The 23,217-nt window shown below is 37.1% G+C and carries 26 protein-coding genes; all 26 read left to right on the top strand.

The features are described 5' to 3' along the window. The first annotated feature begins 3 nt into the window (after nucleotides 1-3). A complete protein-coding gene (gene fliG, locus CIB29_RS05130; RefSeq protein WP_094547436.1) occupies nucleotides 4-1,020 on the top strand; it encodes a flagellar motor switch protein FliG in 1,017 nt (338 codons plus the stop codon). Continuing rightward, the gene (locus CIB29_RS05125) at nucleotides 1,013-1,756 is read left to right on the top strand and encodes a FliH/SctL family protein (protein WP_094547435.1); all 744 of its coding nucleotides are present in this window, start codon (nucleotides 1,013-1,015) and stop codon (nucleotides 1,754-1,756) included. Before fliG ends, CIB29_RS05125 begins: the two co-directional genes overlap by 8 nt. Before the next feature lie 16 nt (nucleotides 1,757-1,772). Next, nucleotides 1,773-3,077, top strand: coding sequence for a flagellar protein export ATPase FliI (gene fliI / locus CIB29_RS05120; RefSeq protein ID WP_278335833.1), 1,305 nt, complete (start codon nucleotides 1,773-1,775; stop codon nucleotides 3,075-3,077). A gap of 15 nt (nucleotides 3,078-3,092) precedes the next feature. Next, a complete protein-coding gene (gene fliJ / locus CIB29_RS05115) occupies nucleotides 3,093-3,539 on the top strand; it encodes a flagellar export protein FliJ (RefSeq protein ID WP_094547431.1) in 447 nt (148 codons plus the stop codon). Nucleotides 3,540-3,629: 90 nt separating this feature from the next. After that, a complete protein-coding gene (locus CIB29_RS05110) occupies nucleotides 3,630-4,454 on the top strand; it encodes a MotE family protein (protein WP_094547429.1) in 825 nt (274 codons plus the stop codon). A gap of 37 nt (nucleotides 4,455-4,491) precedes the next feature. Further along, on the top strand, nucleotides 4,492-5,961 hold the full coding sequence (locus tag CIB29_RS05105) for a flagellar hook-length control protein FliK (RefSeq protein WP_094547427.1): 1,470 nt from the start codon (nucleotides 4,492-4,494) through the stop codon (nucleotides 5,959-5,961). A 15-nt stretch (nucleotides 5,962-5,976) separates the two neighbouring features. Further along, complete coding sequence (locus CIB29_RS05100) at nucleotides 5,977-6,816, top strand: flagellar hook capping FlgD N-terminal domain-containing protein (RefSeq protein WP_094547426.1); 840 nt, start codon at nucleotides 5,977-5,979, stop codon at nucleotides 6,814-6,816. Further along, nucleotides 6,806-7,234 (top strand): TIGR02530 family flagellar biosynthesis protein, encoded by a 429-nt coding sequence (locus CIB29_RS05095; protein WP_242965055.1) that lies wholly within the window; start codon nucleotides 6,806-6,808, stop codon nucleotides 7,232-7,234. The genes CIB29_RS05100 and CIB29_RS05095 overlap by 11 nt, the downstream gene beginning before the upstream one ends. Nucleotides 7,235-7,310: 76 nt before the next feature. Beyond that, the gene (locus CIB29_RS05090) at nucleotides 7,311-8,810 is read left to right on the top strand and encodes a flagellar hook protein FlgE (RefSeq protein WP_094547424.1); all 1,500 of its coding nucleotides are present in this window, start codon (nucleotides 7,311-7,313) and stop codon (nucleotides 8,808-8,810) included. An 82-nt stretch (nucleotides 8,811-8,892) separates the two neighbouring features. Next, nucleotides 8,893-9,102, top strand: coding sequence for a flagellar FlbD family protein (locus CIB29_RS05085; protein WP_094547422.1), 210 nt, complete (start codon nucleotides 8,893-8,895; stop codon nucleotides 9,100-9,102). 98 nt (nucleotides 9,103-9,200) lie between these two features. Next, nucleotides 9,201-10,040 carry a motility protein A gene (locus tag CIB29_RS05080; RefSeq protein ID WP_341444376.1) on the top strand — a complete coding sequence of 280 codons (840 nt, stop codon included), beginning with the start codon at nucleotides 9,201-9,203 and terminating at the stop codon, nucleotides 10,038-10,040. Continuing rightward, the gene (locus CIB29_RS05075) at nucleotides 10,037-10,849 is read left to right on the top strand and encodes an OmpA/MotB family protein (protein WP_094547420.1); all 813 of its coding nucleotides are present in this window, start codon (nucleotides 10,037-10,039) and stop codon (nucleotides 10,847-10,849) included. Before CIB29_RS05080 ends, CIB29_RS05075 begins: the two co-directional genes overlap by 4 nt. Continuing rightward, nucleotides 10,836-11,288, top strand: coding sequence for a flagellar basal body-associated FliL family protein (locus tag CIB29_RS05070; RefSeq protein ID WP_157910209.1), 453 nt, complete (start codon nucleotides 10,836-10,838; stop codon nucleotides 11,286-11,288). The genes CIB29_RS05075 and CIB29_RS05070 overlap by 14 nt, the downstream gene beginning before the upstream one ends. A 13-nt stretch (nucleotides 11,289-11,301) precedes the next feature. Next, nucleotides 11,302-12,294, top strand: a complete 993-nt coding sequence (gene fliM / locus CIB29_RS05065) for a flagellar motor switch protein FliM (RefSeq protein ID WP_094547416.1) — start codon at nucleotides 11,302-11,304, stop codon at nucleotides 12,292-12,294. After that, on the top strand, nucleotides 12,291-13,421 hold the full coding sequence (gene fliY, locus CIB29_RS05060; protein WP_094547414.1) for a flagellar motor switch phosphatase FliY: 1,131 nt from the start codon (nucleotides 12,291-12,293) through the stop codon (nucleotides 13,419-13,421). The genes fliM and fliY overlap by 4 nt, the downstream gene beginning before the upstream one ends. Nucleotides 13,422-13,471: 50 nt before the next feature. Further along, nucleotides 13,472-13,834 carry a response regulator gene (locus CIB29_RS05055; RefSeq protein ID WP_094547412.1) on the top strand — a complete coding sequence of 121 codons (363 nt, stop codon included), beginning with the start codon at nucleotides 13,472-13,474 and terminating at the stop codon, nucleotides 13,832-13,834. A 5-nt stretch (nucleotides 13,835-13,839) separates the two neighbouring features. Further along, on the top strand, nucleotides 13,840-14,346 hold the full coding sequence (locus tag CIB29_RS05050; protein WP_094547410.1) for a flagellar biosynthetic protein FliO: 507 nt from the start codon (nucleotides 13,840-13,842) through the stop codon (nucleotides 14,344-14,346). Next, nucleotides 14,339-15,109, top strand: coding sequence for a flagellar type III secretion system pore protein FliP (fliP, locus tag CIB29_RS05045; RefSeq protein ID WP_094547408.1), 771 nt, complete (start codon nucleotides 14,339-14,341; stop codon nucleotides 15,107-15,109). The genes CIB29_RS05050 and fliP overlap by 8 nt, the downstream gene beginning before the upstream one ends. Nucleotides 15,110-15,134: 25 nt before the next feature. Next, nucleotides 15,135-15,404 carry a flagellar biosynthesis protein FliQ gene (gene fliQ / locus CIB29_RS05040; RefSeq protein WP_094547406.1) on the top strand — a complete coding sequence of 90 codons (270 nt, stop codon included), beginning with the start codon at nucleotides 15,135-15,137 and terminating at the stop codon, nucleotides 15,402-15,404. Nucleotides 15,405-15,415: 11 nt separating this feature from the next. Then, nucleotides 15,416-16,204: a flagellar biosynthetic protein FliR gene (gene fliR, locus CIB29_RS05035; RefSeq protein WP_094547404.1), complete on the top strand. Its 789-nt coding sequence runs from the start codon at nucleotides 15,416-15,418 to the stop codon at nucleotides 16,202-16,204. Nucleotides 16,205-16,221: 17 nt separating this feature from the next. After that, nucleotides 16,222-17,304, top strand: coding sequence for a flagellar biosynthesis protein FlhB (gene flhB, locus CIB29_RS05030; protein ID WP_341444373.1), 1,083 nt, complete (start codon nucleotides 16,222-16,224; stop codon nucleotides 17,302-17,304). Between the two features lie 18 nt (nucleotides 17,305-17,322). Continuing rightward, complete coding sequence (gene flhA, locus CIB29_RS05025; RefSeq protein ID WP_094547400.1) at nucleotides 17,323-19,353, top strand: flagellar biosynthesis protein FlhA; 2,031 nt, start codon at nucleotides 17,323-17,325, stop codon at nucleotides 19,351-19,353. A 2-nt stretch (nucleotides 19,354-19,355) separates the two neighbouring features. Further along, nucleotides 19,356-20,570: a flagellar biosynthesis GTPase FlhF gene (gene flhF, locus CIB29_RS05020; protein WP_094547399.1), complete on the top strand. Its 1,215-nt coding sequence runs from the start codon at nucleotides 19,356-19,358 to the stop codon at nucleotides 20,568-20,570. Next, nucleotides 20,567-21,475: a MinD/ParA family protein gene (locus CIB29_RS05015; RefSeq protein ID WP_094547397.1), complete on the top strand. Its 909-nt coding sequence runs from the start codon at nucleotides 20,567-20,569 to the stop codon at nucleotides 21,473-21,475. Before flhF ends, CIB29_RS05015 begins: the two co-directional genes overlap by 4 nt. Then, nucleotides 21,468-22,172 carry a flagellar brake protein gene (locus tag CIB29_RS05010; protein WP_094547395.1) on the top strand — a complete coding sequence of 235 codons (705 nt, stop codon included), beginning with the start codon at nucleotides 21,468-21,470 and terminating at the stop codon, nucleotides 22,170-22,172. Before CIB29_RS05015 ends, CIB29_RS05010 begins: the two co-directional genes overlap by 8 nt. Before the next feature lies 1 nt (nucleotide 22,173). Further along, a complete protein-coding gene (locus CIB29_RS05005; protein ID WP_094547393.1) occupies nucleotides 22,174-23,217 on the top strand; it encodes a protein-glutamate methylesterase/protein-glutamine glutaminase in 1,044 nt (347 codons plus the stop codon).

The raw sequence follows: 23,217 nt of genomic DNA, 5'->3' as shown, positions 1-23,217 counted from the left end.
TAGATGCCTCGTGGCACAAAAACAGAGCTGACAGGCAGGGAAAAGGCTGCAATGCTGCTCATTTCGTTGGGACCGGAGAAATCTGCTCAAATATTTAAGCATCTGAAAGAAGAAGAAATTGAGCAATTGACCCTTGAGATAGCCAATATAAGAACGGTAACACCGGCAGATAAAGAGAGGGTGCTGGAGGAATTTTATCAGATATGCCTGGCACAAGAGTATATTGCAGAGGGCGGTATCTCCTATGCAAAGGAAATACTGGAAAAAGCGCTGGGTACACAGAAAGCGCTTGAAGTCATTAACAGGTTGACAGTATCACTGCAGGTACGGCCTTTTGATTTTGTAAGAAAAGCAGACCCAAGCCAGCTTCTTAATTTTATTCAGGGAGAACACCCTCAAACTATCGCACTTATCCTTGCATATTTAAGACCAAATCAAGCATCAGCCGTACTCTCCGCTTTACCGCAGGAAAAACAGGCGGATGTTGCCAGAAGAATTGCTACAATGGACCGGACGTCCCCTGAAATAATCAAAGAAGTTGAAAGGGTCCTGGAAAAGAAACTGTCATCCCTTGTTACTGAAGATTATACGTCTGCCGGTGGAATCCAGGCTATTGTTGATATATTAAACTCAGTTGACAGGGGAACAGAAAAACACATCATCGAAACGCTTGAGATTGAAGATACAGACCTGGCAGAAGAAATTAAAAAGAGGATGTTCGTATTTGACGATATTATTACCCTTGACAGCAGGTCTATCCAAAGGTTTCTTAGAGAAGTGGATAACAATCAACTGGCACTGGCCCTTAAAGGTTCGAGTGAAGAAGTTCAAAAAATTATTTTTGCCAATATGTCTAAACGACTTGTAGAAATGATTAAGGAAGATATGGAATTTATGGGTCCTGTGCGTCTGAGAGATGTTGAAGAAGCACAGCAGAAGATTGTCAATATCATAAGAAAACTTGAAGATGCCGGTGAAATCGTAATTTCCAGGGGTGGAGGGGATGAAATAATTGTCTAAAGTAGTGAAAGCTTTTCAGATTAATCTGGGGATACCATATAAAATTCATCAGCCTGCTATAAATTTTGACAGTATAAAAAAAGTAGAGATTGATGCAGAATCTTTTTCTAATCATGAAAGAGAAAAAATACTTGATAATGCACATAGTGAAGCAGAAGAAATCATAAGCAATGCGCAGGAAATGGCAAAAAAGATTTTGAATGAAGCAAGACAGCAGGCTGAAGAAATGAGAAGATTGCTTTTAGATCAAGCAAGAGAACAGGGATATAAAGAGGGCTATGAAGAAATTACCATGAAAGCGGAATCAATACTTAAAGAGGCTGAAGAAATTAGAAGAAATGCCCAGGAAGAGTACACTGCTTTACTTGAGTCTGCTGAGAAGGATATTGTTAATATTGTTTTAGATATAGCCAGGAAAATAATTGGAGATGAATTAAACTCCAGGCCGGAAACAGTTGGCAACATCGTTAGAGAAACACTGCTTAACTGTAAAGGTGTTGAAAGGGTATTAATTAGAGTATCAGCGGAAGATTATGACATCATTCGTTCCAATGCAGATGTAATATTAAGACAAAGCGGATATTCCGGAGAAGTTGAAATTAAAAAAGATTTGTCTCTTAACAAAGGTGACTGTATAATAGAAAGTCCGGCGGGTATTATTGACTCTAGCGTTGAAGTCCAATTAAAAGCTATAGAGGAAGCTTTTTATGATTTGTTGAATCAGGGAAAAGAGTGATATTTTGGCACTAAATATTAATTTGGAAAAATATCGAAAAGTTATTAACAATAGCTCCTTTATGAGATACCAGGGAAGGGTTTCGCAGGTTGTAGGCCTTACAATTGAATCCTGCGGACCGGCAGTAAATATAGGTGAACTCTGTCATATACAAAACAACAAAGGTAAGGATAGCATTATGGCAGAGGTTGTAGGGTTTAAACAGGATAGGGTACTCCTAATGCCGCTGGGAGATATGAGTGGAATAGGGCCCGGTAATATGGTAATTGCTACCGGACATACATTACGCGTTGCTGTCGGGGAAGGATTGATAGGCAGGGTTCTGGATGGACTTGGAAATCCTATAGATGGGAAAGGACCCTTAAAATTTACAAATTTCTATCCGGTTAATAATACACCTCCGGCACCTTTAACGAGAAAAAGAATATCGGAAAATTTATCTATGGGAGTAAAAGCCATAGATGGCCTGCTGACAATTGGGAAAGGGCAGAGAGTTGGAATATTTGCAGGAAGCGGTGTTGGGAAAAGCACACTTATGGGTATGATTGCCCGCAATTCCCAGTCTGATATCAATGTAATTGCTCTTATTGGAGAACGTGGAAGAGAGGTAAGGGAATTTATCGAAAAGGATTTGCAAGAAGAAGGGCTTAAGCGTTCCATTATTATAGTGGCAACCTCAGACCAGCCTGCTCTTGTAAGACTAAAGGGAGCATTACTTGCAACGGCAATTTCTGAATACTTTAGAGATAAAGGTATGGATGTACTGTTATTAATGGATTCTCTTACACGTTTTGCAATGGCGCAGAGAGAAGTAGGTTTGGCGATAGGAGAACCACCGGTATCAAGAGGGTACACACCTTCGGTCTTTGCTTTAATGCCTAAATTGCTGGAACGCGCCGGCTGTTCTGAAACAGGCTCTATTACGGGGTTGTATACTGTTTTGGTGGATGGAGATGATTTGAATGAGCCGGTTACCGATACCGCGAGGGGAATATTAGATGGACATATTGTATTGTCGAGAAGTCTTGCAAATAGAAATCACTATCCTGCAATAGATGTACTGGCAAGTGTAAGCAGGGTAATGGGAGATATTGTAACCAGGGAACATAGGAGACTGGCCGGTGAGATTAAAAGAGTGATGGCTATATATAAGGAAGCAGAGGACTTAATCAATATAGGTGCTTATGTAAAAGGAAGCAACTCAAACATTGATTATGCAATTGAATGTATAGACCGTATTAATGCGTTTTTAGTGCAGGATGTTCATGAACATTATCATTTTGAAGAGGTTATGAATGAAATGGAAAGAATTCTTGTTTGATAGGAGGATTTGTGAATGGCAAAATTCAATTATCGCCTCCAATCTTTGTTGAATGTAAAAAACCAATTAGAGGATAAAACAAAAAATGAGCTTGCTAAGCAAATTGCAAAGCTTAACGAAGAAAAAGAAAAACTTGAAAGCATATATAACCAAAAAGATGATTGTTTTTTGCGAATTACTGAAGAAAGCATTAAAGGGACGAATATTCATACGCTAAAACAGTACGGCAGCTATCTTTCTCTCATTAATAGCAGGTTAAGCCGCCAAAGGGAAAGTGTTAATAGCGCAGTCCGGGATGTCGATATACATAGAGAAAAGCTAATTGAAATTTCAAAAGAAAAAAAGATGCTGGAAATGCTAAAAGATAAAAAACTGCAGCAGCATCTATATAATGAGCTGCAGAAAGAAGAAAAGAAAACAGAGGAAGTCGTGAATTATAGATATATTACTGCGAAGTCCTGAACAATTAAGCACTTTTTCATTGGTTTCGGGCTGCCCCCGGACAAGGCCAAAAATGGATTACGATTGATGGTAATAGAATGGAGGATTTGGATGCCAGGTCCAAAAACAACTGTTGGAAACAGCAGTACGACGAATACAACTGCAAATGTGCAAAATAAAGAAAAAAAGCCCTTCAATGAAGAAGGTTTATTAACAAAGTTCCTTTTAATTATTATCATATTATTGCTTCTAAGTTTACCAATATTAGTTATTAAATTTGATATAAGAGGACTGGGACAAAAAGCCAGACCCTTGCTTGAAGATATTCCCTATATTCAAAAGATTTTGCCGGCAAAACCCGACCCAGCCGACCCTAAATATATGAATAAGAAAGAATTAACAAAAAATTTTCTGGAATACAAGGCAAAATATGAACAATTGAGCCTTGAAGCCAATGCTCTAAGGCAGGAATTAGAGAAGCTGACCAATGTAAAAGAAAACCTTGAGCAATTTTCTGCAGACCAAAGAAAGGTGAAAGAAGAAGAACTGCGCCTGCAGCAGGAAAAGCAGCAGCTTGAACAGGAAAGAGAACAGTTTTTTAAAGATATTAAAGATGCAAAGAAGACTGACTTTAAAGCCTATTTTGAAAAAATAGATAAAGAAAAAGCACAGCAATTATATCAGGAGATTTTACAAGAAGAAAAAGCAGATAAAAAAATAAAGGAATATGTCTCCTATTATGAAAACATGGATCCAGAAAATGCTGCAAAAATATTTGATGCGATGAGTACTTCCCAATCGGATTTGGTGGTTAATATTTTAAAATATATGAATAAGGAACAGGCAGCAGCAATACTCTCTGCGATGAAACCGGACATAGCAGCAAAAATAAGTGATGGGTTGTCTAAGGAATACCTGGAGAATGGGCAAAGATAGGAGATAAGCACTTTTTTGAAAGGAGGTGAGGAAAATAATGTATAATAGTCCAATGGTTGCGTTTTTGGGAAAATCTGTTTCGACAGATCTCCATAGCAGCTTTAGAAGAAGCTTTTCCGATGATTTCAGGTCAATTTTTAATGATTCAATGAGAAAAAATGAATTCAGCCAGGTTACACAAAAAGCAAGTAAAAAAATTGATGGTGTGTCTGAAAGGCTTAATTCAAAAAACTTTGACTCAAAAGGGCGCTTAGCAAATACTGGTTCTGGAAATGATGCTATACAATCCAAAAAAGTGAGAGAAAAAGATAATGAAGAGTCCAGCCAAAAAGGTAAAGTTAGCAGGGAAGACATTGAATTTTTGTCACAGGCTTCCGGTTTAAGTGTTCAGTGGATTGAACAACTGCTTAGTACCGAAGGTCCGGGCAGTGTGAGTGAAATGGAACAGTTGATAAGCGATGCGGGTATATTACCTTCAATGGTAGACAACGAACTCGCTAAAATAGCTCAACTGTTAAACAGCTTAAAAGATGCCGGACACATGGCAGCAGACAGTAAGATAGCAATTATTGACAAACTTCAAGGCCTTGTGAATCAGGTGGAAAATATCATTAGCGAACAAGATTCACAGTTTCAACAACAAGTTATAGGTATTGTAGATAATTTGAAGCAGGAAATATCCCAATCTAAGAAGGATATTGCCAAATCCATACTTTTACATAAGGCAATAGAAGAGGGGATCAATAAAACTGCGGAAGATTTGAACAAATTAAAAACTCAGCAAAGTACTGTCACCCAGGATGATAGCAAATATTTAGAAAAACAGGATAGTGAATTGAATACAGCGATGGAAGCAAAAGAAATTCAAAAAAATAACGAGGGCAACCATTCCCAAAGTGGCCAATCCGATCAAAAGGATTTTGCGTTCTTGGGCAAAGTTAAAATAGTTGACCTTCGAAGCAAAGAAACTGTAAATCAACCTTACCAGATGCCGTTTAATGAAGTTATGGAAATAAAATATAATAACCTGAATACAGGAATGATAAAGAAGCATTTTAACTTACAAAATATCAATAAGGAAAATATAGTAAAACAAGTGGTTGAAAATGCAAAATTTACTCTTTCCGATGACAGGTCAGAAATGGTAATGCAGCTCAAGCCTGATAACCTGGGCAAATTGGCTTTAAAGATAGTTACCGAAAGAGGAATGATGGTTGCTAAGTTCACTGCAGAAAGCCAGCAGGTGAAGGAAATTATTGAAGCCAGCCTGCCGCAACTGAAAGATGCGTTGGAAAGCCAGGGATTAAATGTAAAAGGCTTCAGTGTATCTGTAGGAGACCATAGTGCACAAAACCAGGCATTTGAAAGGGCAAGTAAGGGAAGATTAAAGAAAATCCTAAGTATTGAAGATAAGGATCACCTGGTTGCAGTTTCAGGTTATAATGAAGATTATGTTTTAAACAATCCTTATCAAGTATCTGACAGCAGTATTGATTTTACTGCATGAGAAAGGAGGCAAAAGATGTCGTTAACTCCAGTGCAAAATAATCAAATAATGGAAAATTATTTTACCATGCCGTCAAAACGAAATACCGGTAATCTTGGCAAAGATGACTTTTTGAACTTGTTGGTAACACAGTTGAAGTACCAGGACCCTTTAAAACCGATGGAAGATAAGGAATTTATTGCACAAATGGCCCAATTTTCATCACTGGAACAGATGCAGAATATGAATACCACATTTAGCAGCGTAAAAGCATTCAGTATGATTGGAAAAGAAATTTCAGCAACAGTTAAAGACGAAGAGTCCGGGGAATTAAAGGTTATTACCGGGGTGGCAGAAAGCGTAAGACTGGTAAAAGGGAAGACTTATGTAGTTGTAGATGGGAAAGATATTTTAGTAGATGACATTACTGATGTATTTGATGCACCATCCGTACAACCGGATAGACTCACAAACTTCACCGGAATGATAGGTCAAAAAGCTACAGGCGTTTTTGTTGATGCTGAAACGCTTAAGGCTATGGATATAACCGGTGATGTGGCTTCGCTTAAACTGATCAACGGAACCGTATACTCGGTAATAAACAATGCAAATGTTGTGATAGATGATGTAATGCTCAATGAAGATGAACAGGCTTCATTTACGGATTTAGAAACATATTTAACTGAAAAGATGGAAAAAGGTGAAGAAATAACAGCCATATTGGTTAGAAAAGATGCAGGCAGCGATATAGAAACCAAGGTAACAGTAAAGGGATTCCTCAAATCTTTTGAAGCTAATGAAGAGGGTGAAATTGTTTCTGCCGTAATGGATGGAATAAGGATTCCTGCCAATAATATTCACACGATTGGCAATTAGGCAACAGGCTGGTGATGCGATGAATGAAATAAATAAAATTCTGACAAGCAGAGTCGTTACAACGGGAAAACCTGTTTTTTCGGTGCCTTCAAGAAGTAATACTTCAGAGGCCGAAAGAGCCGGCGTTTTTGATGATATTTTAAGAGAGAAGCTATCAAATACACAGGAGCTGAAATTTTCAAAGCATGCAGAAGCCCGTTTGAAATCCCGGAATATCAGTATTAATCCGGAACAATGGCAAAAAATCCGTGACGCTGTTGCCAAAGCCGAAAAAAAGGGAGTTAAAGAATCTCTAATATTAATGGGCAAGCTTGCATTAGTGGTAAGCGTAAAAAACAAGACAGTTATCACGGCTGTAAGCAATGAAGAACTAAAAGAAAATGTTTTTACAAACATTGATGGAGCAGTGATCATATAAATAGCCGGACCTTGATAGGAGGCTATCTATTCCCGAACGATGGACGGAATAGCATATCAAAGGAGGTCGATTAACCATGATGAGATCAATGTTTTCTGGTGTATCCGGTTTAAGAGCTCACCAGACCAGAATGGACGTTATAGGCAACAATATTGCAAATGTAAATACAGTAGGTTTCAAATCCGGCAGGGTAACCTTCCAGGAAATATTCAGCCAGACCATCAGAGGGGCAGCTGCCCCGGATACTGCTACCGGACGTGGCGGTACCAATCCCATGCAGGTAGGTCTTGGGATTTCTGTTGCTTCTATTGACACTATTCATACAAGAGGCAGCCTGCAGAGAACCGACAATCCCACTGACCTTGCAATAGACGGAGAAGGATTCTTCATTGTAAAAGGCGGAGATTCTGATACATACAGGTTTACACGGGCAGGGAACTTTGGCATAGATAAGCTGGGAAATTTGGTAACAGCAGACGGAATGAATGTATATGGCTGGGACAGAGACCTGGAGACAGGAGGTTTTGATACTGAAAAATCTATAAAGCCTATCAACATCTATACAGGTAAAAGAATAATTTCTGCCAAGGAAACTTCGAAAGCAGTATTTGAAGGAAATCTGGATGCTTCTGAAAAGGTTATCACGGAGATTGTTGAACCGGGTACTTCGCCGGCAACAAATTTTGCTAGCCCAATCAGTGTTTCCGGAAATAACATGGATTTTCTCAGAAAAGTTGAAAAAAGCGAGGCAGAAGTTTTTAATGTACCTTATACAGTTTATGATAAACTTGGGAATGATTACACAATAACATTAACTTTTGTAAAAAATGAAATAGGTACAGACAGCGTAACCGGTAAACCAATAACTCAATGGTTTTGGTACGCTTTGCCTGATGACACACGGCAAGGGATTTTGAATCATGAATATAACCAAGAGAAAGGTTTAAATCCCACTGACCCTGGGGCAAAAGTACCTGATATAGACCCGGCTACTATTACTCCCGCCCAAGGAATTATAACATTTGATGAAGCAGGAAAGCCCATTGATGTAGAGCTGGATTCTGTATTGCTTCCAGACAACAAGCTGTCGACTGATATAACAGTTACTCCAAATGCAGGTACGGACGCCTTTGATATTACTTTGGATTTTTCAAATTTAACCCAATTTAAAGCAGACGGTTCGGTTAAAGCAACTGACGTTAACGGTTATGGCCCGGGTAAATTGGTTACATTTAACATCGGGACTGATGGTATTATCACAGGAATCTATAGCAACGGACAGCAGCAGGCGTTGGGTATGATAGCTCTTGCTTTCTTTGAAAACCCTGCAGGTTTGCAGAAGGTAGGGTCCAATTTGTATATCCCGACAACCAACTCCGGTGATTTCAAAAAAGGCTTGAAACCCGGTTCGGAAGGTGTAGGTACGCTTAGTCCCGGAACTCTTGAAATGTCCAATGTGGATTTATCAAGGGAGTTTACAGAAATGATTACAACCCAAAGAGGTTTCCAGGCGAATTCACGAATCATTACAACTTCCGACGAAATGTTACAGGAACTGGTAAATCTTAAGAGGTAATAGCCAATGGAAGGTGGGAAATTAGGGAAATCACTCTAATTTTCCAACTTCTTGTTGTTATATATAGGAGAGTTATGTTATTATGATAAAGGTGACTCGCTTTAACGGTAAGGAATTTTATGTCAATAGCGATATGATTGAATTTTTGGAATCTACCCCGGATACGGTGATTACTACTACTACCGGGAAGAAAATAGTGGTTTTGGAATCTGTAGAAGAGGTAATAGATAGGATTATTGAATATAAAAATAAAATTTATTATAGAGACAGAGAATTCAGGAAAGTAGAATAACTTAGAAGAATGGTATGAAAATAGTGCATGGTTCGTAGTTGGCAGTCAAAATATTAATTCTATAAACTATAAACCACGAACTACCAGCAGTTTTTATAATGATAAATCAAGCAATTGCTATTGCTAAGTGGGGTGTCTCAATGGATATTGCAACTATAATAGGCTTTGTACTAGGTTTATTTTTTATATTACTTTCTATAGCGATGGGTGGCCCGTTAATGCTTTTTTACAATGTCCCGTCTATCATGATAACTCTGGGTGGAACTTTTTGTGCTACGCTAATCCAATATCCTCTCGATAAGTTTATCAATGCTTTTAAAACTATAAAACATGCTGTTAAGGTAAGAGCATTGGCACCGGCAGAAATAATCAGAGGGATTATAGAGCTGGCGAATATCGCCAGAAAAGAAGGGCTTTTGGCATTAGAGGAAGCAGCAGCTCAAATTGATGATAAATTTCTTCAAAAAGGTGTTCTTTTAATAGTAGATGGTACTGATCCGGAACTGGTAAGAAATATTCTGGAAACCGAGCTTGCTTTTATCGAGGGAAGACATAAGGAAAGCCAGGGAATATTTGAGGCAATGGCAAGTTATGGTCCGGCTTATGGGATGATAGGTACATTAATAGGCCTTATTCAAATGTTAAATAAATTAAGCGACCCGTCAACCATTGGTCCGGCAATGGCAGTTGCCCTTATTACTACGTTTTATGGTTCCATTCTGGCAAATTTTATATTTACTCCCATTGCAGGAAAATTGAAAGTGCGAAGTGCGGAAGAAATTCTCTTAAAAGAGGTTATGATAGAAGGTCTTTTATCTATTCAGGCAGGGGAAAATCCAAGAATTATTGAAGAAAAGTTAAAAGCATTCCTTGCACCGAAATTGCGTGAATCGATTGGTAAAAAAGAAGAGGTAGAGGGTGTAGGTGCAGAGACATGAGCAGAAGAAGAAATTCCGAGGAAGTAAAAAAAGGTGCTCCTGAATGGATGAATACCTATGGAGATATGGTTACACTGCTTCTTACGTTTTTTATAATGCTTTTTGCCATGTCTACTATCGATGTGCAGAAATTTGAACAAATTATCCATTCAATTCAAGGGTCATTGGGGGTTAACTATGGAGGGACCTCGGTTAGCAAAGATAAATTGGCTACCGAAGGACAAGAAGATTACCCTGATTTGCAAGACTTTGTAAAAAATATAAATTCCCCCGGTGGGATGAGCGAAGTCCTAAAAGAAGCCCAGGATATGGAAAAGATCTATTTTCAAGTAAAAGCATATATTGATAAAAATAATCTGGGGGATTCAGTGGAAATAACGAGAGATAAACCCGGCCTGCTGATAAGATTTAAAGACAATGTTTTATTTGATTCGGGAAAAGCAGATTTAAAAGAGGATTCAAAAAAAATATTAAAATATATTGCCGGGATGTTGAATGAGTTTACCCAGGATATCAGGGTAGAAGGGCATACTGATAATGTTCCCATACACACCCCACAATTCCCAAGCAACTGGGAATTGTCTACACAACGGGCCGTAAATGTCCTTAAATATTTTATCGAAGAAAATGGGTTCAACCCTGTAAGATTATCTGCTGTTGGGTATGGTGAATATCACCCGGTTGCAGACAATTCCACAGAAGCAGGGAGAAGGCAGAACAGGCGTGTAGATATCGTTATCTTAAAAACCTATGTTGCAGATGAGATTTCTTCTGAAAAGGGGGACAATAAAGCGAATGAGCAAAGGTAATTTAATATTGTTGGGAATTATATTAATTCTTGTCCTTGCAATAGCCTTTGGAATAGGCTGGTTGGTTGTTTCCGGAGGACAGGATAATAAGGAAGCAGAGGCTAAGCCTAAATATGATTTAAAAAAATCAAAATTATATGCTATTGCCGGGGAACCGATTGTTTCTAATCTGAATACAGGTGACGTAAAAGATAAAAAAGTAATACGGGTAAAGGCGCAATTAAGAGTTGCTGATGATAAAATAATAAAAGTACTAACAGAAAGAAATGTAGAGATCGTTGATATCATGATTTCTATTTTAAGAGCTAAAACGCCGGAAGAAATGATAAAGCCTGATGCCAAGGAAATCGTAAAAAATGAGTTAATCAATAAGATTAATAAGGCTTTTAACACCGATAAGGTTTTGGATGCATTTTTTGAAGAATTTATAGTACAGTAGGAGGTGGTTAATAATGGGTGATATTTTATCACAGAGCGAAATTGACGAGTTGCTTAAAGCATTAAATGCCGGTGAAATTGATGTAAACCAGATGAAGACCACCACCCATGAAAAAAAGATCAGGAACTATGATTTCAGAAGGCCCAATAAGTTTGCAAAGGACCATTTGCGGACGTTAAATATTATTCATGAGGATTATTCCAGGTATATTACAAATTTTTTGTCAGCCTATTTGAGAACCTTGGTTCATGTTGAAGTTATTTCAGTTGAAGAAATCAGTTATCATGAATTTAATAATTCCATCTCAAATCCTGCAGTTTTAGCGATAGTGGACTTTCTTCCATTAAGCGGGTACATCATTTTAGAAATTAATCCTAATATTGTCTTTGCACTTATTGATAGAATTTTAGGTGGGAGAGGTATTACTGTCGATAAGATAAGAGGATTCACGGAGATTGAACTGTCAATTATTGAACGAATTGTTAATCAAATATTAGGTTTATTAAGAGAGCCATGGGAAAACGTTGCAGATTTGAAACCAAGGCTGGATAGGATAGAAACGAATTCACAGTTTGCGCAAATCATCTCTCCTAATGAAATGGTAGCTTTGATCACGCTTGACACAAAAATTGGAGATGTTAAAGGGATGATCAATATATGCATACCTCATCTTGTTGTTGAACCTGTTTTGCCCAGGTTAAGCACAAGATACTGGTTTGCATCCATCGAAAAAGAAATATCTCCTCAAACCAAAAAAAGTATAGAAAATAAAATCGAAGATACGAATATTCCAATAAAAGTTATATTAGGCAAAGCGACTCTTTCAGTTGGAGATTTTATTGAACTTCAAAAAGGTGATGTTATCCAGCTGGATACTACGGTAAACTCTGACTTGAAGGTTTTGGTTGGGAATATTCACAAATTTAATGGAAAGCCGGGAGTAAAAAAGAATAGGATATCTGTTAAGATAACAGAGATAATACGAAAGGAGGAGGAAGAAATATGAGCGAAATGCTTTCACAAGCTGAAATTGATGCATTGCTAAATGGCACTATGGATTTTGATATATCTAACAATGAGGATGAGGAGACTTTCACTGCCGAAGAAGCAGATGCATTGGGCGAAGTTGGAAATATCAGCATGGGAACCTCTGCCACTACGCTTTTTACCTTACTGGGCCAGAAAGTATTAATTACAACGCCAAAAGTTACTGTTACCGACTGGGACAGTCTGGCTGCGGAACATACTATTCCATACGTAGCAGTAAAGGTTGAGTATACTGAAGGGTTAAAAGGAACTAACCTGTTAATTTTAAAGGAGCAAGATGTAAAAATTATAACAGATCTGATGATGGGGGGGGATGGGAGTAATACTTCTGGTGAGTTGACAGAATTGCATTTAAGTGCAATAGGTGAGGCTATGAACCAGATGATTGGGTCTTCAGCTACTTCCCTGTCATCAATGCTTAATAAAAAGATTGATATCTCACCACCAAATGCTTTTGTAATAGATTTTGCCAGTGATTTTCCTTTCGAAACTCTTGGCCATAGCCAAAAGATTGTAAAAGTTGCTTTTAGAATGGTAATAGGCAATTTAATTGATAGTGAGATTATGCAGCTTATTCCTCTTGATTTTGCAAAAAATTTAGTCCATAATTTATTGCAAACACAAGAAGAGCCTCCGGCGCAGCAGCCACCTGCGGCAGCCAAACCGTCGGGGATGCAAAAACAACAGGAACAGAGACCATCATCGAATTTAGGAAAGCAAAGTTCTGGAGGTATGGAAATGTCTGCCAGGGAATACAATGTGCAGCCTCCAAGAACGCCGGTGAATGTTCAACCAGTGCAGTTTCAATCTTTTGAAGAAAATCGCATGGCCGGTGAAAGAGAGAATATCAGCCTTATTATGGATGTTCCACTGGAAGTTACTGTTGAATTGGGAAGGACACAAAGATTGATCAAAGATATATTAGAGTTTGTCCCCGGTTCAATTATAGAGCTGGATAAACTGGCCGGGGAACCAATAGATATACTGGTCAACGGTAAAATTATTGCAAAAGGTGAAGTAGTTGTAATAGATGAAAGTTTTGGTGTGAGAATCACAGATATTGTCAACCCATCAAAAAGACTATAGTACTTATAAAATTTTAAATATAACATTAAAGGATAAGGAGAGGAATTATAATGGGCAAAAAGATTCTTATTGTGGATGATGCTGCATTTATGAGAATGATGATTAAAGATATTTTAACTAAAAATGGGTTTGAAGTAGTTGGAGAAGCTGAAAATGGTGCTAAAGCTATTGAAAAATACAAGGAATTAAATCCTGACCTGGTTATAATGGATATAACCATGCCGGAAGTAGATGGGATACAGGCTGTCAGGGAAATCAAAAAGCTTGATGGTGATTCAAAAATAATCATGTGTTCTGCTATGGGGCAGCAGGCGATGGTCATTGAATCAATTCAAGCAGGAGCAAGAGATTTTGTTGTCAAGCCTTTTCAGGCAGAGCGTGTGATTGAAGCAGTAAAAAAGGTAATTGGATAGGATAGATGGGAAAGGAATTTTCTATGCCGTCTGGATTTGAGGTTTTTATGAATATTTTATTTGGTTTAGTGGTTTTCGCCAGTCTTCTTTTTCTGGCTTATGTGTCTACCCGGTTGATAGGGCAGAAGGCTGCTGCAGCGATGAAAAGCAAGCATATGAAAGTTATTGATTCAATTACCCTGGGAATTGATAAAAATATTTATCTGATACAGGTAGGCAAAAAATTTATTCTTGTGGCAGCATCGGGAAAAACGCTTCAATACCTAACTGATGTTGAATTGAATGATTTTGAGGATACAACGGAAGAAATAAATCAGCAGTTTAAATTTTCTGATATATTTGAAAAGTATTTAAATAAGGTTGTATTCAAAAAGGGGCAAACTTTCCATTTAAGTAATCAACCAAGGGATGAAAAGAATGATAGCATCCCCCAAAATATTATAAAAATTAAGAATTCTTTTGAAAAGTTAAAGGTCAATCGTAAAGGCGGAGATGAAAATATCAATGTATAAAAAATTATTCAGTAAAGCGGGGATTGTCTTCATTATTATTCTGGTAATTATCACAACTGCTTCAGTAGCATATGCAGAGCCGCAGTTCCCTATTCCAAAATTGGGTGTTAACCTTGAGCCTGCTCAAAACCGGCAGGATGTAGCAACCAGTTTGCAAATTCTATTTATATTGACCATTTTGTCTTTAGCGCCTGCAATACTAATTATGATGACCTCCTTTACGCGTATTATCATTATTTTATCATTTTTAAGAAATGCGTTAGGCACTCAGCAAATGCCGCCTAATCAGGTGCTTATTGGATTGGCACTATTTTTAACATTTTTTATTATGGCCCCAATAGGAACTAAAATTAATAATGATGCCATACAGCCATATTTAAGGGAAGAGATAGGGCAGGATGTTGCGTTTAAGCGGGCAATGCAGCCATTACGGGAATTTATGCTCCGTAATACCAGAGAAAAAGATCTTGCATTGTTTATTTCTCTATCAGGGGTTGAAAAAATTGAAAATAAAGATGATATTCCTACTAAAGCAGTTATTCCTGCTTTTATCATTAGTGAGCTTAAAACAGCATTCCAATTTGGTTTTATCCTATACATTCCTTTTCTAGTTATAGATATGGTGGTGGCAAGTACTTTAATGTCCATGGGAATGATGATGCTTCCGCCTATCATGATTTCTTTGCCTTTTAAAATATTGTTGTTTATAATGGTGGATGGGTGGAATTTAATGGTTCAGTCCATCATCACCAGTTTTAAATAATAAATGGTGGGGAGTGTTATGATATATGGATCAGGGCCTAGTCATTGATTTGGCACAAAATGCACTTTTTACAGTTTTGCTTATCGCCGGTCCCATGCTGGGATTGGGCTTGCTTGTAGGTCTTGCGGTGAGTATTTTTCAAGCTGTTACGCAAATACAGGAACAAACATTAGCATTTATTCCCAAGATCATCGTTGTATTAGGTTGTATCATTATTTTTGGTCCCTGGATGCTGTCGGTAGCAGTTGAATTTACCCAAAATCTTTTCTTAAATATGAATAATTACTTAAAATAAGGACGAAGCAAATGAATATTGGTTTTGATATTATTCTTAGGTATATTGAAATATTTTTACTTGTTATGGTTCGTGTTACTTCACTTTTTATTATTTCACCGATTTTTGGCAGAAAGAATATGCCAAATCTGATGAAAATAGGTTTTGGGCTCATGATTGCGCTCATTATAACGCCCACTTTGGATTTAACGGTAACAAGTGAAAATAAGCATATTTTACAATATTTATTGCTGGTATTTAACGAATTCATTGTAGGATTAATTTTGGGTTTTATATCATACATGGCGTTTTCGGCACTTTATATTGCAGGTCAAATCATTGATATGCAAATTGGATTTGGAATGGTTAACGTTTTTGATCCTCAAAGCAATATCCAGATTCCTGTAATTGCTAACTTTTATTTTATCATTGCCATGTTGATGTTTTTATCAATAGATGGCCATCATATGATTATTTCTTCCATATTTTATAGTTATAAGGTTTTACCTATAGGTACTGCGGCAATAAGCAGCATTTTAGTTAGCGATGTTGTTAGAATATTCGGAGACATGTTCATTATAGGATTTAAAATTGCAGGTCCTGTTATTGCGGCCATATTTATTACAGATGTAGCTCTTGGAATTTTGGCAAGGACAGTCCCTCAAATGAATGTATTCATTGTCGGCATGCCTCTTAAGATAGTGATTGGTATGGTAACATTGGCATTAGTTATAGCTGTATTTCCAATTATTATGGATGTAATGGTTAACGGAATATACAGGGATTTAGAGACAGTATTAAAGGATATGGTTATAAAATGAATACTGAGCTAATGAAAATGAATATTCAACTGTTTGCTGATGGTGATGATAAAACTGAAAAACCGACATCGAAAAGAAGATCCGATGCCCGGGCAAAAGGTCAAGTCTTGCAAAGTAGAGAAATTAAATCAGCCGTACTGCTTATTTTAGCGTTTTTTACCCTTAAATTAGCCGGGAGCTACATGTATGAAAATATATTGCAATTTACAAAAAAAGTTTTTATTCACTATACAATAAAAAAGGATATATTGTCACCGGGTAACTTTTGGCCTTTAGTAACAGAAGCTTTTGTACTTATTTTTAAGGTTGTCGCGCCCATTTTAGGTGTAATATTAATAGCAGGTCTGGTATCGAGCTATGCGCAGGTTGGTTTTTTATTTACAACCAAAACACTGGAGCCTAAATTTGATAAATTAAATCCATTACAAGGATTCAAGAGAATGTTTTCTGCGCATGCACTAATGGAATTGGTAAAGTCTTTAGTTAAAATTATTGTTGTGGGATATATTGCCTACTCTTACCTAAAAAATGAAGCTAAAAGTGTTATTGCACTTATGGATATGGAAGTTATGCAGATAGGGGTCTATATCGGGAATACAGCTGTTAATGTAGCACTAAGAATGGGAATAGCTTTAGTCATTTTAGGTATAATTGACTATATTTTTGAATGGAGACAGTATGAAAAGAGCTTAATGATGTCTAAGCAGGAAGTGAAAGAAGAGTATAAGCAAACTGAAGGAAATCCGCAAATAAAATCAAAAATAAAAGAAAAGCAGAGGCAAATATCCATGAGGCGAATGATGTCGGAGATTCCCAAAGCCGATGTAGTCATAACCAATCCAACCCATTTTGCAGTAGCATTAAAGTATGATACAAAAATTGCTGATGCGCCGGTTGTAGTTGCAAAAGGGCAGGATTATATTGCACTTAGAATTAGAGAAGTAGCTAAGGAAAATCATGTTGAAATTGTAGAAAACAAGCCCCTTGCCAGGGAATTGTACCATTCTGCTGATATAGGTGAGAAAATTCCGGCTGAACTCTTCCAGGCAGTGGCTGAAGTCTTGGCCTTTGTATATAATTTGAAGAATAAAGTAGTATAATACGAAAGGAGGACAACAGTGAAATTTGCAGATATATCTGTTGCGGTAATTATCATAGCAATTGTTATTATCATCATTATACCTGTTTCACCGTTACTACTGGATATATTGCTTGCAATTAATATATCTTTAGCAGTAGTAATATTGTTAAATACAGTATATGCTAAAGATGCACTGCAATTTTCAATTTTTCCCTCTTTATTATTAATAACAACATTATTTAGGTTGGCACTGAATATTTCTTCTACCCGATTGATACTTGCAAAAGGAGACCCGGGTTCGGTGGTAAGGGCATTTGGAGAATTCGTTATCCAGGGAAATGTTGTAGTAGGACTTATTGTTTTTTTTATTATTACAATTGTACAATTTCTCGTTATCACAAAGGGATCTGAAAGAGTTTCAGAAGTAGCTGCCAGATTTACGCTTGATGCTATGCCTGGGAAACAGATGGCAATTGATGCTGATTTGAATTCAGGACTTATTAATGAGGCAGAAGCTAAAGAAAGAAGAAAAAACATACAGAGGGAAGCGGACTTTTACGGAGCAATGGATGGGGCAAGTAAGTTCGTAAAAGGTGATGCTATTGCAGGTATTATCATTACAGTTATTAACATCATTGGAGGTTTTATTCTGGGGGCGATGAGGCAAGAAGGGACACTGCAGGATGTTTTGAATAAGTATACCAACCTTACTGTTGGTGATGGGCTGGTCAGCCAGATACCTGCATTGTTAATTTCCACTGCTACCGGTATCATCGTTACCAGGGCAGCTTCTGATTCAAATCTTAGTACCGATTTATTAAAGCAAATTTTCCAGAATCCCCGTGTAATGTTTTTAGCTAGCGGTGTTTCAGGCATGTTAGCTATTGTTCCTGGATTGCCGTTTTGGCCTTTTGCTGTTCTTTCTGTTACTTTGGCAATTTCAGGGTATAATATCCGTAAAATCTTGCAGCAAAACGAAATACAAGAAGAGATTCAAGTTGAAGAAAGTGAAGTTGAGGAAATTAGAAAGCCTGAAAATGTTGTTTCATTATTACAAGTGGACCCAATAGAATTAGAATTTGGATATGGTATTATTCCTTTAGCGGATGTGAATCAGGGAGGAGACCTTTTAGATAGAGTAGTAATGATTAGAAGACAGCTTGCTCTTGAGCTAGGTATCGTTGTTCCTATTATCCGCTTGAGAGATAACATTCAGTTAAGTCCAAATGAATATATTATTAAGATAAAAGGCGTAGAGGTAGCGCAAGGAGAACTAATGTTTGACCATTATCTGGCGATGAATCCTGGAACTGTTGAAGAAGAGATTGATGGCATTAAGACCGTAGAACCGGCATTTGGCCTTCCTGCAATCTGGATTAATGAAAGCCAGAGGGAACGTGCAGAAATACTGGGTTATACAGTAGTGGATCCACCATCGATTATTGCTACTCATCTAACAGAAATTATCAAAAAATTTGCTCATGAGTTATTAAGCCGGCAGGATGTACAGACCCTGATAGATCATATTAAACAGAATCATCCAGCCTTGGTTGAGGAATTGATACCAAAGCAAATATCGATTGGTGAAGTTCAAAAAGTTCTTGCAAACCTACTAAGGGAAGGAGTATCAATAAGGGATTTAGTAAGTATCCTGGAAACACTGGCAGATTATATTGCGGTTACGCGGGATACTGATATGCTGACAGAGTACGTCCGCCAAAGTATCGGAAGGGCTATTTCAAATAAATTTATCGGGAAAAGTAAAGCGAATGTAATAACCCTTGACCCAAAATTGGAACAAAAAATTATGGATTCAGTCCAAAATACGGAACACGGCTCTTATCTGGGACTTGATCCGGTTGTTACCCAGGAGATTATTAGCGCAGTATACAAGCAAATTCAAAAAGTATTATCGATGGGTCAACAGCCAATCATATTAACATCACCTATTGTCAGGTTATATTTTAAAAGGCTGACGGAGCAATCAATCCCTGGATTGATAGTGTTATCATATAATGAATTGGATTCTTCAGTTGAAGTTCAATCTGTTGGAATGGTGAGTGTATAAAGATGAAAATTAGAAGATATATTGGGAAAGATACACAAGATGCGATGCTGAAAGTAAGACTGGATCTGGGCAGCGATGCAATTATACTGAATACTAGAAAAATCAGGCAGAAAGGTTTTTTGAAATTTTTTTCAAAACCTCTTGTAGAAGTATTAGCAGCTGTCGATGAAGGAGCAACACAATCAAATTTAAGTGAACCTGGCAACGGGCGCAACAAATCTGCTGCCGGTGTTAAAAACTCAATAACTGACAAAAAGGGTATATTGAAAGAGCCTGTAGAAGAAAGATACGATAGTGACATTGGAGAGCTGGAACAGAAAGTTAAAAATATGGAACAGTTGCTGGACAGGATATACAAGCAAATGCAGCCTGCTAATAACTCTTCTATACAGTCTTCTATGCAGTTAGAGAATCCCATGGATAAAACGTCAAAGATTATCCAGGTTTTTTCAAATAATTTAATTCATAATAATGTCGATATATCTATTGTAAATGAAATCGCTAGTGAAGTAAAAAGTTCTGTTTCTCAAAGCGCTAGTGTAAACGATATAGCAGCAAAAATGTATAATAGAATCATTACGCTATTAGACAAACCACAGCCGATACAATTGAACAATGATGCTAAAGCAAAAATAATTGTTTTCGTCGGACCTACCGGAGTTGGTAAGACAACGACTTTAGCTAAAATTGCTGCAATATTTTCAATTAATTATAAGAAAAATATTGGAATTATTTCTTCTGACACTTATAGGATAGCCGCTGTAGAGCAATTAAAAACATATACTGATATATTGGGTCTGCCTATTCATGTAATCTACTCTCCTGAAGAGATAAGCGATGCAATTAGTAATTTTAGTGATAAAGATTTGATACTTATTGATACAGCAGGCAGAAGTCATAAAGATATGCAGCAGTTTGAAGAACTTAAAAGAATAATAGAATTAAGCAATCCCGAAGAGGTATTTTTACTCTTGAGTTTAACGACAGATTATAATGTTTGTAAAGAAATAATAAATAGCTATAGCTTCTTAAAAGAATATAAAATTTTATTTACCAAGTTAGATGAAGCAGTTTCTTATGGAATGATATTAAATTTAGCCAGGATTGCTAACAAAAAATTATCCTATGTGACCACCGGACAAAGTGTTCCAGATGATATAGAAGTTGTAAACATAGATAAAATTGCAAAAAAACTATTAGGGAGCATTCAAATATGAGTGATCAGGCGGATAAATTACGGGAAATCATTAATGATTTAAAAAAGCAACAGTTGACCAAACAGTTATCAACAGAAAATGTTTTAGAGAAGCGAAAATGTAGGGTCATTACTGTAACAAGCGGAAAGGGAGGAGTCGGGAAAACGAATATTTCTGTTAACCTTGCTCTGAACTTAAGCAAAATGGGGTATAGAGTAGTAATTCTCGATGCAGATTTGGGGCTGGCGAATATAGATATACTTTTTGGCATCTCACCCCACTATACATTATTAGATGTGATAAATAATAATAAAACAATATTTGATATTCTTTCCGACGGGCCTATGAATGTAAAATTCATTTCCGGCGGTTCGGGAATTGAAGAAATGGTGCATTTGGAAAAGTGGCAGTTGGAAGCACTTATAGAAAAGGTCGCATCTTTAGATAAAGTTGCAGATATTATTATCGTAGATACAGGTGCAGGGATATCTGAAAATGTTATCAGTTTTGTGCTTGCTGCGGATGAAATTATTCTTGTGACTACTCCTGAACCTACTTCAATTATGGACGCATATGCCCTGGTGAAGACTGTATCTCTCAAAGATAGAGATAAAATTATTCAGCTCGTCGTTAACCGGGCCGATAATGAGAAAGAAGCGATAAGTGTAATGAACAAATTAACGCTTGCCGCTGAAGCATTTTTAGGTGTAAAGCTAAAACAACTGGGGTATGTATTATATGATACTAATGTAGTTAAGGCTGTCAAAAGGCAAGAACCCTTTATACTGAGTTACCCAAAATCTTTAGTATCCAGACAACTCAATGAAATTGCTCACAAACTAATGCAGGTTGACCAAAATTCTATGAAGAGGTCATCAGGAATAAAGGGATTTTTCCGGAAGTTAGCGAATCTAAATAATGCATAATGTGAATAGGGATGATATAATGGATGTAAAAGATATAAAGTTGGGAACTAAACTTGAACTGGTTGTATATGATTATAACGGCATGGAGATAAAACCTACCTACGTCAGTCAGCTTGAAGAAGTATTGGACTCGGGTGACATTGTAATAGCTGCTCCAATACATGAAGGGAAAATTATATATCTTTCTGTAGGCAGTAAGATAAAAATTAACTTTTTTGATTCAAAAAGGTTGTTTTCCTTTATGGGAGAAGTGACAGCAAGGGCAAAGCGGGAAAATATTGTAATGCTGAAGATTGCAGTAAGAAGTAAATTAACCAGGATACAAAGGCGGGAATATTTTAGGTTTGAATGGGCTCTTCCTGTTAAACTGAGGGTGCTTGGACCCGCAGGTGCTGAGAATAAAATTACAGCTAATCCATTTGTTGACGCACTTACCAAAGATATAAGCGGCGGTGGACTGGGGCTTCTTACAAATGAGCACTATCAGATAAATGACATTGTTGAATTAGAGTTGGACCTGGAAGGTAAAAAGATATGTACGTATGGAAAGGTTGTCAGGTCCGTCATATATGAGCATGATAATAAAAAGTATGATACCGGGATTATTTTTAAAGAAATTAAAATGAGGGATAGGGATGCAATTATAAAATTTATTTTTGATAAACAAATTAAATTAATGCAAAAAGGAATGTTATAATATGCCGATAAGAGTAATGATAGTAGATGATTCTGCTTTCATGAGAAAAGTAATTACTGATGTTTTAAGAACTGACAATGAAATTGAAGTTATATATACTGCAAAAGATGGTAAGGATGCTCTGGAAAAAATAAAGCAGTTGTCCCCGGATGTCATAACGCTTGATGTGGAAATGCCTGTAATGAATGGGTTAGATTGCTTGCAGCATATTATGAACTATAAGCCGATTCCTGTAATAATGGTAAGCGGTTTAACCAGCGAGGGTGCTGATGCGACAATTAAAGCGTTGGAGTTAGGGGCAGTTGACTTTATTACCAAGCCTTCAAACATATTTGAGATAGGCAGTGATAAGTTTAAAAAAGAAATTACAGAAAAAGTTAAAGTAGCTAAAAATACCAGGGTTCATCCTCATACTTATCCAGCAGTTTATAATAAGAGGACGGATATCGTTCATAGTAGTAATTTAAAAAAAATTGTTGCTATAGGAACGTCAACGGGGGGACCGAGGGCACTGCAGCAAATAATTCCATTTATTCCGGGAAATATCCCGGCAGCATTTATTGTTGTCCAGCACATGCCGCCAGGATTTACAAAATCATTTGCAATGCGCTTGGATGGTATGAGTGAACTAACTGTTAAAGAGGCTGAAGACGGTGATAAGATTAAAGCAGGCTGTGTATATATTGCGCCCGGTGATTATCATATCGTTTTTGATAAAGAAACAAGAAGTAATGATTTAATCATACGGCTTAATAAAAGTGATCCGGTAGGCGGACACCGGCCTTCGGTAAATGTTATGATGAATTCCCTATCCGACACGGGGTTAAGAAACATTATTGGCGTTATTATGACGGGAATGGGTTCTGATGGTTGTGAAGGACTAAAAAGCTTAAAAGAAATAAATAAAGCTTTTGTCATTGCCCAGGATGAGAAATCATGTGTAGTTTACGGTATGCCAAAGGCAGCTGTACAAGCAGGTATTGTAGATAAAATTGTTTCATTGAATGAAATAAGTAATGAAATAATAAAACTGGTGGGGGTGTAG

The organism is Petroclostridium xylanilyticum (genome assembly GCF_002252565.1).
GTDB classification, from domain to species: Bacteria; Bacillota; Clostridia; order SK-Y3; family SK-Y3; genus Petroclostridium; species Petroclostridium xylanilyticum.
The sequence above is the reverse complement of the archived record's forward strand: the minus strand, read 5'-3'. Positions and strand labels throughout refer to the sequence as shown.